Below are 12,880 nucleotides of genomic sequence, written 5' to 3'. Positions count from 1 at the left end.
GCTATCATTATTAATCGTTGGGTACAATATTGTTGGTCAATAACAAATAATCTAAATAGTTAATAATTAATTTATTTTGACTGCTCAATAATTTTAGTTCAGATTCAATTAATTTTTCTTGTCTTTTGTTAATTAAGAACATAGAACTTTCACCGTAATTAAATTTTTTAGTTTCAGCTTCTAGTAATTTTTGATATCCCGAAATATTGTTTTCTAACAAGGTTATCTGGTCTATTAAAGCGTGTTGATTTTTTTTGTTTGCTACAATTTTATTGTGAATTTCTGTTTTTTTGTAAGCTATTTCATAGTTAATTTCATCAACTGCATATTTGCTTTCTCTGTATTTTCCTCTTTCCGTTCTAAAAAAGATAGGAAAAGTTAAACTAGCTCCCCATTTATAATTATCAGCAGACAAACCCGCTATTCCAATATTGTCGTCGTTGGTTTTTAAAAGAGGATTGTATTTTAGTTTTAATTTAGGTTTTAACTTTTCTCTATTTAATTTTTGTTTTAAAAGTAACGATTCTTTTTTAGCACTTTTTTCTGCGATGATAGGAATGCTATCTAAATTATCTGTTAAGGGAATTTCATCAAATTTATGTGGAATAATATTGCTTTCTGGTTCAACTGTGTTTTGTAAGGTTACAGGCATGTTATCAAACCATAAATGATTTTCTACTTTTAATCTTTTTTCGGCTAAAAGTTGCTTGTATTTAATCAAATCAATTTGATTATTTTGTAAATAAACTCTTGCTTCTAAAGTATCAATAGCGGTTTTTTCACCACTAGCTAAGGCACTTTTTACGTTTTTTAAATAAAGTTCACTCAACGCTAAGTTGTCTTGTAATATTTCGTAAATAGAGCTGTATTGTTGCCATTCTGCATAATTTTTAGAGGCTTCGTAAATCAATTCGTTTAGCAACTGCAATTGTTGATTTTTGGCAATGGTTTGGTATACTTCTGCTTGTTGTAAATCTATTTTTCTAGTATTTGTTAACAAACCTTGTAATACATCAACTTCTACTCCAGCACTCCACAAGCCACTGTTGGTTGTTTTGTTTTCTGGATTAAGGTAGTATCCAGAATTGTTGTCAAAACCTCCAGTAACTGCAATTCCTAAGGATGTTGGAATGGTAATTTTATTTTTAAAAAGATTGTAATATTGTTTTCCTTCAAAATCTTTTTGATCAATGCTAGAGGTTAAATAAGGATCTAATCCACCCTTTGCACCAAGTTGTTTAGCCTTGGCGACTTTTTCTTTTAATTTGGCACTTTTTGCAATAGGATGTTCGCTAATAACATTAAAAATAAACTCCTTATACGTTAAGGTGTTTAAAGAGTCTGTTTGTGCATAATTATTAAATCCCCAAAGCATTAAAAGTATATAAATAGCTTTGTTCATTATTTTACAGATTTTATGGGAGCTTTTGTTTTTACATCAGATTCACCACTATTATGATCCTCATTGGCTCTATAAAAGTCAGGAGGGAATCCATTTAAGTTTCGCCATAATTCATACCAAATAGGTACATCTTTTAGTAATATAAAAGTATAAGTACCGGTTCCAACTCTTAAGTTCTCAGGCCATCTTTTATCTTTTTCATCGGGAGCAATTAACACACGATATTTTCCATTATTACTAATGTGTTGGTCTAAAGCGAAAATTTTTCCTGAAAAAATACCTGTAGATTTTTCTGGCCATCCGCTAATGACCATGGCAGGCCATCCATCAAATTGCAAACGACAATGATCGTTGATTCTTAGCAAAGGTAAATCTTGTGGTTTTACATAAATTTCTACCGCCAAATCATAATTGGCAGGCATAATGGTTAAAATATCGGTTCCTTCTTTTATCAACTGTCCTGTTCCCTTTTTTATGGTTTTGGTAATATAACCATTGGTAGGAGAGGTGATATAGTACAAGTTTTGTCTTTGTTGATAGTTGCTTAATTGATTCTTTAACTTAGAAGTATTAGAACGAGCATCTAATTTTGCAGACAATGCACTTTGAATATCAGAATTGGTTTTAGAAATTTTTTGTTGATAATCTTGCTCCGTGGATGACAATTCTAACTTAAAGTTAATTAACATATTTTTTTGATTCTCTAACTTGTTTTGTTGAGACAAATAAGCAGCATAAACCTCTTGTTGTTTTAATTCTTTTTCTTGTAATTCAGACAAAGATTTTAATCCTTGATCGTGAAGTTCTTTGGTTCGTTTGTATTGATTAACTGCAATTTCATACTTTATTTTATAAGCGTTTAAATCAATGCTGTCAATTTCTATTTTATTTTTGGTTTGAATAATTTTATTACGAACCTGTTCCAATTTTAACATTCTACTTTCTCTAATAGAAGCCAATTGTGATTTTAAGGCAATTACTTTATCATCATAAGAAGTAATGCTTTCGCTTTTAGCATTTACTTGTTCTTGTGTTCTAGAAATTAAATTAGGATCAAAATAATCGTTTTTAACCTCTGTAATATAAATAAGTGTATCTCCTTTGTTTACATAATTTCCTTCTCTCACGTACCATTTTTCTAACCTACCAGAAATAATAGATTGTACAGGTTGTGGTCTTTGTTCTGGTAACAATGTGGTTACATATCCTTTTCCTTTAATATTTTGTGTCCACGGCACAAAAACAAAAATTAGTAATAAAATAATAATAACAATACCGTTGTAAACCCTTTTCTTTTTAGGGTCTCGGTCATTTAAATATTGGTATGATTTAAAGTTACTTAGCTTCACAAATTTGCTGATGCTATTTTCTGATATATTTAACATGAGCTTATAATTTTATAATTTGATTGGCCTTATCTGCCCAATATAAATAATCGGCAACAACAATTACCGTCCATGATTTTTGTTCGTCCATAATATAATCTATGATGGCTTTTTTCTCTGTTTCATCAATAAATTGCAATGGATCTTCTAATAATAAAACAGAAGGATTGTTTACTAAGTACCTGGCCAATACAATTTTTTGAGCAGTACTTTTAGGCATACGTCTACCTCTAGAATCTACTTTTGTATTAATTCCTTTTTTTAGTTTAGAAATATAATCAGTTAAGAATAATTTGTCTAAAACAGTTTTTAGTTGTTCAGGATCAATTTCTCTATTTAGCATAATATTTTCTTCAATAGTTCCTTCAAACAAACCAGTGTTTGGACTAATAAATCCGATTTGATCGTGTAAAGATTCTAGAGAATAATAATCTGAGGGTCTGTTATTAAACAAAACATGACCATTTTCTATAGTTTGTATTCTAGCAATAATATTTAGCAGCGTAGATTTTCCTTTACCAGTATTTCCCTTTAGCCATACTTTAGATTTTGGCTTTATTTTTACAGATAAATTTTCGAAGACATAATTTTCTTGATTTGGGTATTTAAAAGAAAGATCATTAAGTTCTATAGAAACACCATTAGGACTATTTTCTAACTCTCCAACACCATTGTCTTCGTCTAAATCTAAATCTGTAACATGTCCAATTTTGTCTAAAGCTGTTAACACATCATAAATGGTTTCTACAATTCTAGTGATTTTTTCTACAGAGTTTATAATCATAATAATAATGATTTCAGAAGCCACAAACTGACCAATGTTCATTTGTTGATTAAAAACCAAAACTCCTCCTAAGACTAATAAACCAGCAGCAACCCAAACCTTAAATCCAACAAAAAGAACAAACTGTTTGATTAATATTTTAAAGTGTTTTTCTCTGTTCTCTAAATAATGAAGGTTTACATCATCTGTTTTATTTAAATGAAGATTTCCTTTGTTTAATACTTTAAATGTTTTTGTGTTACTAGCTATTTCTTCTAACCAGTGAGCCAACATATATTTGTATTTACTCTCTTTTATACTTGTTTCTAATCCTTTAGGACCAGTAATTTTAAAGATTAAATAGATAATTAGGATTAGAGAAATTCCTAACATAATAAAGTAAGAACTATAAAAGGTAAGCAGTACCAGTCCAAAAACAATTTGGAAAGCTGCCATAGAAAAATCTATTAAAATTTTAGGCAATCCTTTCTGAATGGTTAATACATCAAAAAATCTATTGACTAGTTCTGGTGCATGAACTTTGTCTAAATTAATTTGTTTTATTTTTGGAATTCTATAAGCAAACTCAAAGGCTGATTTTGCAAAAATATCTTGTTGAATATTTTCAACAATCCTAAGTTGATTGATTTGTATTTTACCAGAAATGGCAATACCAGTTAATACAAAAGCAACTAAAACAATCCATGAAGTGGTTAATTCTCCTGTTTGTAAATAATTAATAATGGCTTGAATTCCCAAAGGCAACGATAAGTTTACAACTCCACTAATAATAGCGTAATAGTAAATAAGACGGATGGGTTTCTTATAAGGTTTAATTAAATTCCAAAACCGTACTAAAGGGGATATTGTCATATGATTTTTTATTCAAAAATAGTGAATAGATTGCTTTTTGATAATGATATACTTAGCAATATTTATGCCTATTTTGTTGTTGATTAATAGTTTATCTAAATATTAAAATGTTTTAAAATTTAGTTTTTGCTATTGAAAACTAATTGTCTGGTTGTGAGTTTAGTAATCAGTAAACTAAATGATAATGATTAAATAATAGTCTTTTGTGTAGCGTAATGACTAACAATAAGGATATTATGTAACAGGTAATAATTTATTTAATAGCAATTAAATCCTAAAAGTATAAAAACAAGGATTTTATAAATTATGCTTTGGGTGGAGGAGTGTCCAATTGGATATGACCATCAGTAAATTGTGGAATAAGTTGATGGAATTTATGTTTTGTTTCTTTTAGTCGTAGCAGTTTTGTTTTAAAAAAAGCTCCTCTTGCTGCAATTAATTCAATATTTAAATTATTTTTTTGTTTGCAGTCATCATTTTCAGTGCTTTCTTGTTCTTCAATAGCATTTTCAAAACCTAAAACTTTTTCCAGTAAAAGCTCAACAATACTATCTTGATTGTTAAAAGATAATTCTTTTGAGTGATTTATAGGGTAAAGTAGAGGAATGTCAATACTAATATTAAATAGATGAATTCCTAAAATTCCAAATAGAATTTTTATAAAAATGTTATTTCTAAATTTTTTTAACACAGGTCAAATATACATTTTTTTGAATAGATACTATACTTGATTAGCTGAGGTTTTAAAGATATTATCTACGGCTTTAAACCTGTATTTAAAAATAGCATTTAATTGTTTTTTTATGAATAAATGATTGGCAATAGCTCCTAAAAATCCAAAAGGAGGTTCGTATGTAACAATGTCTTTCATGTAAACACCATCATCTTTTTCTTCTAAAATATGTTGATGATGCCATAATTTGTATGGGCCAATACGTTGCTCATCAACAAAGTAGTTTTTATCTACTACATGAGTAATTTCTGTAACCCATTTGGTAGGAATTCCTAATAAGGGTTTTACAATATAACTAATAATCATTCCTTGGTACATTTTATCATCCTTGTTGTCAGAGGTAATATCAAAGCCCATATGTGGAGGTGTAATGTGTTTTAAGTTTTTTGGAGAGGATATAAAATCCCATACCTCGTCTAAACTAGCGTTGATAAATTGTTCTTTTTTTAATTGATAAAATGCCATGATGATTATTTTTTTAGTTCTTTAATTTTGATCGCTATTTGTTCTGCTTCGTATGTTTTTTCATCACTTTTAGTACGATTGGTTTTAGATAAAGTAAAAGCTTCATTTAAAAGTCTTTTATATTCTTGTTCTAGTTTTTCAACTGGAGAAGTCTTTTTAAATAATGAAAACATATTTAGGAATTTTAATGATTAGCGATGTGTTTTTTTAAACGCTGAATTTTAATGGCAATTTTTTCTGCTTCTTCAATTTTAGCGTAGGCAATGTTTTTGTTTTTGTTAAAAAAGGACAAGGCTTCTTTTAGCAATATTTGGTGTTGCCTTTGTAATTTTTTAATTGGAATTTTAATTAAAAATGGGAGTATCATAGTTTTATATTTTAATGGTTGACATTCCTCCATCTATAGCTAAAACCTGGCCAGTAATCCATAAACTTTCATTTGATAACAAAAATTTAACCATGTGAGCAATATCTTCAGGTTGTCCTATTCTTTTTAAAGGATGTCTTTGTGCGTTGGCTTCAATTTTGGCTTCAGATCCTAATAATTTTCCAGCCAGTGGAGTTTGAGTGATGGATGGAGCGATACAGTTTACTCGAATGGTTGGACTTAATTCTGCTGCCAAACTTCTCGTCAATCCTTCAATAGCACCTTTAGAACTTGCTACTTGTGTATGAAAGTTAAATCCTTGTTGTACGGCCACCGTAGAAAACATGATTATACTTGGATTTGTTCCCTTTTTTAAGTTTTTAACACAAGCCTGAATGGTTTTTACGGCTCCTACAACTTGTAGGTTATAATCATTTAAAAAATCTTGTGGTTTTATTCTGGCAAAAGGAAGTAAGTTGATGCTTCCAGGACAGTATACAATTCCGTCGATTACTTCTGGAATAAAATCAAAAGAAATGTTTTCTTGCGTAATATCTATTTGATGAAAATCTACATTAGAAATATTTTCAGGAGTAGTGGTGTTATAAGTTCCTATAACTTGATGTCCTTGTTCACTTAGCAATTTTGCTGTAGCCAATCCAATTCCACTTGATGCTCCAATAATTAGGTAAGTTGCCATTATTTTATCTTTTTGATATTTTGTTATGAGTAATGTTTTTTTGACGAGTAGATTTAAAAGATCCTTTTACAAAATCTCTCTTTTTTAAATGTTTGGTACTTCTTCCAGATACTCGTTTTCTCCACATTTTAAAACTACTGAGCTTCATTTCAGTTCTCATAATTTCAATCACTTCTTGTTCCGAAATTCCAAACTGAAAAGTAATAACGTCAAAAGGAGTTCTGTCTTCCCAAGCCATTTCTATAATTCTATCTATCTGTTCTATACTAAAACTTGTTTTCATTAACCAGCAATGTTTAATGTGTTTTTGTTTAGGGTATGTTTGGCTAAAATTCTATCATTTTCTTGCATCACTAAAGGATCGTTTTTCATTTCCCATAGAATTTTACTAGCTCTTTTTCTATTTTCTTTTAAATCAATAATAGGTTCTGGGTAATCAATTCCTAGTTTTATGTTGAATAAATTTTGTTCCAAAGGAGTCATAGAGTAGGGTTCGTGAATGTGTTTGGTTTGTAAGTGAGCAAGTTCAGGAACCCATTTTCTAATAAAATTAGCATTGGTATCGTGCTCATATCCGTTTTTTACAGGATTGTAAATTCTTAAGGTATTAATACCTGTTTCTCCTGCTTGCATTTGTACTTGAGCAAAATGAATTCCAGGCTCAAAATCAATAAACATTTTAGATAGATATACTGCACAATCCTGCCAAGGTTGCCATAATAAATGCGTAAAAAACGATACAATCATGGCTCTCATTCTAAAATTTAAATAACCTGTTTCGTTTAAACATCGCATACAGGCATCAATCATTGGTACTCCCGTTTGTCCATCTTGCCATGCTTTTTGATATTTGGCAGAAATACTTTTCTTTAGCATATGATATCCTTTGTTGATACTAGAATCTTCCATGGTGTGTTCCATTTCAAATTTTTGTATAAAGTGTGCTTGCCATTTTAATCGAGAGGTAAAAGCATCTAAATCTTTTTTGTTTTTACTTAACGGTCTTATATTTTTAGCAGCTTGCCAAACTTGTCTGGTGGATAGGTTTCCCCAAGCTAAGTAAGGTGATAATCTACTACAAGATTCTTGTGCCAATTCTGGTTTAGAAATTCCTTTGGTGTAATTGATATATCGTTCTTTAAAAAAAGTATTTTGATATTTTAAAGCCTCTGAAACTCCTCCTTTTTGGATAGGGGTGATGCTTGGTGTTGATAAATCTGCAACAGTGAAAAACGCTTCTAAATGTTTAATTTCTTCAATAGTCAGTAATTGGTTTTTAGGATTAAAATAAATCAGTGGACTTTCCATATAATTTGTCCATTGTCCTACCCAACCTCTTCTATTTTGTACGCCTCTTAAAACACCATTCCATATATTTTCTGTCCATTTAATCAAATTATTATGACAGTACCTCGTTATTTTTTGATCCCTGTGATAAGTACACAACAAGCCTGTTTCTTGATGAGAAAATAAATCTTGAATATGATAATGTTGCATTAATTGATTAATGGTCGCAGCCACTTCGGAATTAACAGCTAATATTTTAGAATTGTATTGAATTAGTTCTTTGTTTAAATCAACAATAGATTCTTTAATAAAATTCCAATGTCTTATATCATAATGAGGATCTTTGATTAAAAACTCTTCAAAAACATATAGTAACAATACTTTTTTACCTGTATTGAGAGCGTTAAAAATGGCTTCGTTATCTTGTAGTCTAAGATCACGTTTTAGCCAAACGATTGCTAAAGGTTCTTTTGTTTGCATGTTCTTAGTGTTTTATAATATTTTGAATCATTCCTTTAAAAATAAATCCGTGAAAAGGAAGTACCGCATACCAATACATTCTGCCTAACAAACCTTTGGGTCTAAAAACAGCTCTTTGATACAGTTCGTTTTTAACAATTTTAAATTCTAGCCAAGCTTCTCCAGGAGTTTTCATTTCTGCATATAAAAGCAGTCTTTTTTCACTTCTATTGGCATAAATCACTCTCCAAAAATCCAAAGCATCTCCGGTTTGAATTTCAGTTGCGTTGGTTCTTCCTCTTCTTAAGCCAACCCCACCAAAAAGTAAATCTAAATAGCCACGTAGTTTCCATAAAAAATTTCCATAATACCAACCGTTATCACCTCCAATAGCCCAAATTTTATCTAAGGTTTTTTCTTCATCAATAACAGTCATGTGCCTAATATCTTTAAAGCATCCATAATTGGGAAGGTTGATGTGTTTTCCTAAAGAATCATTTAGTTGTGGGGTATTTACAGCATCTTTCCAGCTAGAAATGATTCCGTTTTGTTCTATAATTTTAAAGGCGTTTTTTACGGCTTTTTTATAAGGAATGGGATAGATATTTAATAATTGGTTGATGTCAGATTTTTTACCAATAATTTCAACTTTCATACTGTTTACTAAACTCGCTGCCAAAGGATAACTTGTAGACGTTACAAAATACAACCAGTAAGATGATAATTTTGGAGTCATAACAGGAACGGTGTAAATCCATCTTTTAAACCCTCTTACATCTGCAAATTGTAATAACATTTCTTTATAAGTAAGGGTTTCAGGTCCCATAATATCATAGGAGTTGTTATAAAGTTTTGGCTTTAACAAACCTTTGGATAGAAATGAAATTACATCAGCAATTCCAATGGGTTGTGTAATGGTATTTAACCATTTTGGAGTAATCATCATCGGTAGTTTTTCTACCAAATCTCTTATAATTTCAAAAGAAGCACTTCCGCTACCTACAATAATTCCTGCTCTAAACGTAGTTAGGGCATAAGTACCACTAGCCAAAATACTTTCAACTTTTTTTCTTGAACTTAAGTGAGTTGATAAAGTTTTAGCATTTACAATACCACTTAAATAAATTACTTGTTTGCAATTTGTTTGGTTGATGTATTCTTTAAAATTCTCTGCACAACTAGCTTCAAGATTAGAGAAATCTGTGCTAGAATTAGACATGGAGTGTATTAAATAATAAGCAGCATCAATGTCTTTAGGAATATTGTTTAAGGTTTCTTTTTTTAAGAAATCAACCTCTATAAAAGTGATTTTTGGATGGTTTAGATAAGTAACAGGAGTTCTGTTTAAGTCTCTTACACAGCATACCAATTCTACAGTGTTTTCTAACAACACCGGAATTAATCTTAGGCCAATATAGCCTGTGGTACCTGTAATTAAGATTTTCATTACGTAGTTTTTATACTTTATCTATACTCTATCTATGCTTTAACTGTACTTTATCTTAATGGTTGCTTTCCAAACGAAACTTATACAGTTTACTTCTTTGGTCTTTGATAAGGCAATCGTTCTATTAATGTGGTTTTTATATATCCATCCAAACCATTAATTCCAACGACTTCTCCTTGACTTAAGTTTATAAAGCCATCTTCTTGTAGCAACTCTTCTTTAAGATACAACTTTTGAATTTCACCCAAGACCAATAGGGTTCCATTTTCTTGAATATGATATTCATTTACATATTTCATCAACATTTGAACAGGAGCCTCTTTTACAAAAGGAACTTTATAAGCATCTTTATATGCTGCGATTAAATCTGTTTGGTCAAACTCACTAATGTCTGCAGGGTATTTAGCGCTGGTATGATGTGCCTCTTTTATGATGGATTGATGAATGGCATTGATACTATAAAATCCTGTTTCTTTAATATTATCATAAGTATTTCTGGCAACAGTAGTAGGTCTAAAAACCATTCCTAATAAAGGCGGTTCTGATCCAAAATGAACAACAGAACTAAATACTGAGACATTCTCAATACCTTTATTAGAGACGGAACCTATTAAGTTGGCAGATTTAATTCCTGTGACACTGTTGACTAAATTTATTTTATACAAGTGTTCTAGGGAGGCTATTTCTGTATTTGTAAATGAAATCATGCAAATTTTAGGTAATGGTTAATTTTAATATTTTTTGATTTTAAATCGAACATTAAATTATAGAGGCCAAAAAAGGTTCTGTTGATGTAAATAAAATGTTTAGAACCTCTGTTTCCATTCATTTCTTTAATTCTCGGGTCTTTGTTAAATCTTTCTCCTAATTCTGCTATTTGACCAAAAAACTTTGGATCAGAAAAATCAAATGATTCTTGATGAAAAGGTTGGGTAAACAAGCTTAGTAATTGTTTGAACAACTCAGTAAAAAAAGCAATTTCTTTAGGACCATCTTCGGATATCAAAATTTCTAGTTCATATAATTTTTCCTTGAACAAAATATCATCATTGATGATTTTTGGATTGGCCAATTCAAAATAGGGGATATAAAAATCATTGGGAATGGTTTTCATACATCCAAAGTCTAAAGCGATTAACTCTTTGTTTTCTGAAATTAAAAAGTTTCCAGGATGTGGATCTGCATGGACTTTTTTTAGGATGTGTATTTGATACATGTAAAAATCCCACAAAGCTTGACCTAATTGCGTTCTGGTATCTTCATCAGCATTGTTGATGTCAAATTCTGATAAATGAACTCCAGTCATCCAATCCATCGTAATAATTCTATCCGTAGAAAGTTCAGGATAGTATTTAGGGAAGTTTAAGTGAGGAATATGTTTACAAGCATTTGCAATCTCAACACTTTGTGCTACTTCTAGAATGTAATTGGTTTCTTCAATTAATTTGTCTTCTACTTCTTTAAAGTATTTGTCCGATCCTTCTCCTTTAATATTAAACATTCTCATGGCAATGGGTTTTACCAAAGCCAAATCTGAACCAATGCTTTGTGCTACCCCAGGGTATTGTATTTTAACTGCTAAAGGTTGATTGTTTAAACTAGCTTTGTGTACTTGACCAATACTTGCGGCGTTCACAGAGTTTAAATCAAAATAATCATATAACTCACTAGGATTTTTCCCAAAATACTTTCTAAAAGTTTTAAGTACCAAAGCAGAAGATAGGGGAGGTACAGAAAATTGCGATAATGAAAACTTTTCTACATAAGCTTTTGGCAGCATGCTTTTTTCCATGCTAAGCATTTGTGCCACTTTTAAGGCACTACCTTTTAAATCTTTTAAGCTATCATAAATGTCACTAGCATTAGATTCATCTAGTTTGGTTTTTGCTACGGCAGCATCTCCAACAGTTTTCTCTACGTTATATTTAATATAATTTATTCCAACTTTAGCTCCAGTACTAATTAGTTTAGAAGCTCTTTGTATTTTTCCTGTGGGTATACTGTCAATGGTTTTCATTTAAAATTGGGGTTTAATTTTTTCTTTGAAAAAGAATTTTCCAAAGTCTATAATACTTTCAAGAGGTGTGTAGTCTATCAAATCAAAACAAGCATTTACAGATTTTTCAATAAACAAATCTGTTTTTTCAAAAGCAGGTGAGGTGTCTTCCATCCAAAATTTAATGGTAAACAACAATTGTGTCCAAGCAATTTCTTCAACACTTTTTTCTTTAAACGTATTTAGTTTCTCTTGCTTTAAATCTATAGTTTCAATATTCAAAGATTTGATGAATCCTTTAAATTGATTTCTTAAAGGGATAAATAATTTGAATCTTTTTAAATCGATAGTAGGTTTATTTAATGTACTTAAAACGTAACTTCTATTATTGGTTAAAAGTTCAAAAAAAGTGAAGTAAAAAGCCAATAATTCGTTTCTGCTATCTAATTCATTATAAGAAATTTCTGACATCATTAATTTGATAGCTTCTTCGTAAAAAGTAACATAAACGTCGGAGGCAATTTGATCAAAAGAAGTATAATGTTGGTAAAAATCTTTTTCTTCAATGCCTAGTTTTTTTGCAAAAGCATGAATAGAATTAGGTTGATTGTCAAAGTCCAACACATGGTTCATGTACGCTGTTAAGATTTCTTGTTTGGTAATGTTTTTTGTTGTTTTCATGTGGAATTTTTTAACGTTTATAAAGTTATTTATTAGTTCTACGTAATTTGTCCACAAACGGTTTTTAAAAAAATAAAAAAAAATGGGGTAGATTGTCAAAAGGATCTATAAGAATGATAGTAAAATAAAGGAGTTAAGACTTGTTGTAGTGGTAAAAAGGAAACATGATAAAGCCTTTTTTTTTTGATTGAATTTTGCTCTAGGGCTTATTTGGAACATAATGTTTCAGATGGGAACAGTGATTTGGGCATCTTGTAACATAAATACAATTCCATAGGTAGGAATTGGGATGTATTTGTTAACGATTAGATAACATTAGAAT

Annotated in this window: 14 protein-coding genes; all 14 read right to left on the bottom strand. The window is 30.2% G+C overall.

The genetic code is table 11. The features are described 5' to 3' along the window. Nucleotides 1-10: 10 nt before the first annotated feature. Entirely contained in the window at nucleotides 11-1,402 is a 1,392-nt protein-coding gene (locus tag BUB70_RS06560; protein WP_073119592.1) for a TolC family protein, read from the bottom strand. Next, a complete protein-coding gene (locus BUB70_RS06555) occupies nucleotides 1,402-2,787 on the bottom strand; it encodes an HlyD family secretion protein (protein WP_073119590.1) in 1,386 nt (461 codons plus the stop codon). The genes BUB70_RS06560 and BUB70_RS06555 overlap by 1 nt, the downstream gene beginning before the upstream one ends. A 4-nt stretch (nucleotides 2,788-2,791) precedes the next feature. Further along, on the bottom strand, nucleotides 2,792-4,423 hold the full coding sequence (locus BUB70_RS06550) for a peptidase domain-containing ABC transporter (RefSeq protein WP_084730203.1): 1,632 nt from the start codon (nucleotides 4,421-4,423) through the stop codon (nucleotides 2,792-2,794). 304 nt (nucleotides 4,424-4,727) lie between these two features. Continuing rightward, on the bottom strand, nucleotides 4,728-5,114 hold the full coding sequence (locus tag BUB70_RS06545) for a hypothetical protein (protein ID WP_073119589.1): 387 nt from the start codon (nucleotides 5,112-5,114) through the stop codon (nucleotides 4,728-4,730). Between the two features lie 30 nt (nucleotides 5,115-5,144). After that, nucleotides 5,145-5,621 (bottom strand): SRPBCC family protein, encoded by a 477-nt coding sequence (locus BUB70_RS06540; protein WP_073119586.1) that lies wholly within the window; start codon nucleotides 5,619-5,621, stop codon nucleotides 5,145-5,147. A gap of 5 nt (nucleotides 5,622-5,626) precedes the next feature. Next, nucleotides 5,627-5,794, bottom strand: a complete 168-nt coding sequence (locus BUB70_RS14045) for a Lacal_2735 family protein (protein ID WP_143155256.1) — start codon at nucleotides 5,792-5,794, stop codon at nucleotides 5,627-5,629. A gap of 11 nt (nucleotides 5,795-5,805) precedes the next feature. Then, a complete protein-coding gene (locus tag BUB70_RS06535; RefSeq protein ID WP_159431416.1) occupies nucleotides 5,806-5,988 on the bottom strand; it encodes a Lacal_2735 family protein in 183 nt (60 codons plus the stop codon). 4 nt (nucleotides 5,989-5,992) lie between these two features. Continuing rightward, complete coding sequence (locus BUB70_RS06530) at nucleotides 5,993-6,688, bottom strand: SDR family NAD(P)-dependent oxidoreductase (RefSeq protein WP_073119563.1); 696 nt, start codon at nucleotides 6,686-6,688, stop codon at nucleotides 5,993-5,995. 4 nt (nucleotides 6,689-6,692) lie between these two features. After that, nucleotides 6,693-6,971 carry a TIGR03643 family protein gene (locus BUB70_RS06525; RefSeq protein WP_073119561.1) on the bottom strand — a complete coding sequence of 93 codons (279 nt, stop codon included), beginning with the start codon at nucleotides 6,969-6,971 and terminating at the stop codon, nucleotides 6,693-6,695. Next, on the bottom strand, nucleotides 6,971-8,455 hold the full coding sequence (locus tag BUB70_RS06520; protein WP_073119558.1) for a cryptochrome/deoxyribodipyrimidine photo-lyase family protein: 1,485 nt from the start codon (nucleotides 8,453-8,455) through the stop codon (nucleotides 6,971-6,973). The genes BUB70_RS06525 and BUB70_RS06520 overlap by 1 nt, the downstream gene beginning before the upstream one ends. A gap of 4 nt (nucleotides 8,456-8,459) precedes the next feature. Then, complete coding sequence (locus BUB70_RS06515) at nucleotides 8,460-9,881, bottom strand: SDR family oxidoreductase (RefSeq protein ID WP_073119556.1); 1,422 nt, start codon at nucleotides 9,879-9,881, stop codon at nucleotides 8,460-8,462. An 89-nt stretch (nucleotides 9,882-9,970) separates the two neighbouring features. Beyond that, nucleotides 9,971-10,588 (bottom strand): flavin reductase family protein, encoded by a 618-nt coding sequence (locus BUB70_RS06510; protein WP_073119553.1) that lies wholly within the window; start codon nucleotides 10,586-10,588, stop codon nucleotides 9,971-9,973. After that, the gene (locus BUB70_RS06505) at nucleotides 10,585-11,898 is read right to left on the bottom strand and encodes an ABC1 kinase family protein (RefSeq protein ID WP_073119550.1); all 1,314 of its coding nucleotides are present in this window, start codon (nucleotides 11,896-11,898) and stop codon (nucleotides 10,585-10,587) included. Before BUB70_RS06505 ends, BUB70_RS06510 begins: the two co-directional genes overlap by 4 nt. Further along, nucleotides 11,899-12,558: a TetR family transcriptional regulator C-terminal domain-containing protein gene (locus tag BUB70_RS06500; RefSeq protein ID WP_073119548.1), complete on the bottom strand. Its 660-nt coding sequence runs from the start codon at nucleotides 12,556-12,558 to the stop codon at nucleotides 11,899-11,901. Nucleotides 12,559-12,880: the final 322 nt, after the last annotated feature.

It is taken from the genome of Wenyingzhuangia marina (assembly GCF_900130035.1).
Classification (GTDB): domain Bacteria; phylum Bacteroidota; class Bacteroidia; order Flavobacteriales; family Flavobacteriaceae; genus Wenyingzhuangia; species Wenyingzhuangia marina.
Note: the sequence above shows the minus strand (reverse complement) of the source record. Positions and strands in the feature narration are given on the sequence as shown.

What these genes read in the sequence shown, in the direction of transcription:
- BUB70_RS06550 (WP_084730203.1), bottom strand. Translation starts at nt 4,423, where the DNA reads ATGACAATATCCCCTTTAGTACGGTTTTGGAATTTAATTAAACCTTAT.
- BUB70_RS06520 (WP_073119558.1), bottom strand. Translation starts at nt 8,455, where the DNA reads ATGCAAACAAAAGAACCTTTAGCAATCGTTTGGCTAAAACGTGATCTT.
- BUB70_RS06530 (WP_073119563.1), bottom strand. Translation starts at nt 6,688, where the DNA reads ATGGCAACTTACCTAATTATTGGAGCATCAAGTGGAATTGGATTGGCT.
- BUB70_RS06535 (WP_159431416.1), bottom strand. Translation starts at nt 5,988, where the DNA reads ATGATACTCCCATTTTTAATTAAAATTCCAATTAAAAAATTACAAAGG.
- BUB70_RS06525 (WP_073119561.1), bottom strand. Translation starts at nt 6,971, where the DNA reads ATGAAAACAAGTTTTAGTATAGAACAGATAGATAGAATTATAGAAATG.
- BUB70_RS06540 (WP_073119586.1), bottom strand. Translation starts at nt 5,621, where the DNA reads ATGGCATTTTATCAATTAAAAAAAGAACAATTTATCAACGCTAGTTTA.
- BUB70_RS06555 (WP_073119590.1), bottom strand. Translation starts at nt 2,787, where the DNA reads ATGTTAAATATATCAGAAAATAGCATCAGCAAATTTGTGAAGCTAAGT.
- BUB70_RS06515 (WP_073119556.1), bottom strand. Translation starts at nt 9,881, where the DNA reads ATGAAAATCTTAATTACAGGTACCACAGGCTATATTGGCCTAAGATTA.
- BUB70_RS06505 (WP_073119550.1), bottom strand. Translation starts at nt 11,898, where the DNA reads ATGAAAACCATTGACAGTATACCCACAGGAAAAATACAAAGAGCTTCT.
- BUB70_RS06500 (WP_073119548.1), bottom strand. Translation starts at nt 12,558, where the DNA reads ATGAAAACAACAAAAAACATTACCAAACAAGAAATCTTAACAGCGTAC.
- BUB70_RS06560 (WP_073119592.1), bottom strand. Translation starts at nt 1,402, where the DNA reads ATGAACAAAGCTATTTATATACTTTTAATGCTTTGGGGATTTAATAAT.
- BUB70_RS14045 (WP_143155256.1), bottom strand. Translation starts at nt 5,794, where the DNA reads ATGTTTTCATTATTTAAAAAGACTTCTCCAGTTGAAAAACTAGAACAA.
- BUB70_RS06510 (WP_073119553.1), bottom strand. Translation starts at nt 10,588, where the DNA reads ATGATTTCATTTACAAATACAGAAATAGCCTCCCTAGAACACTTGTAT.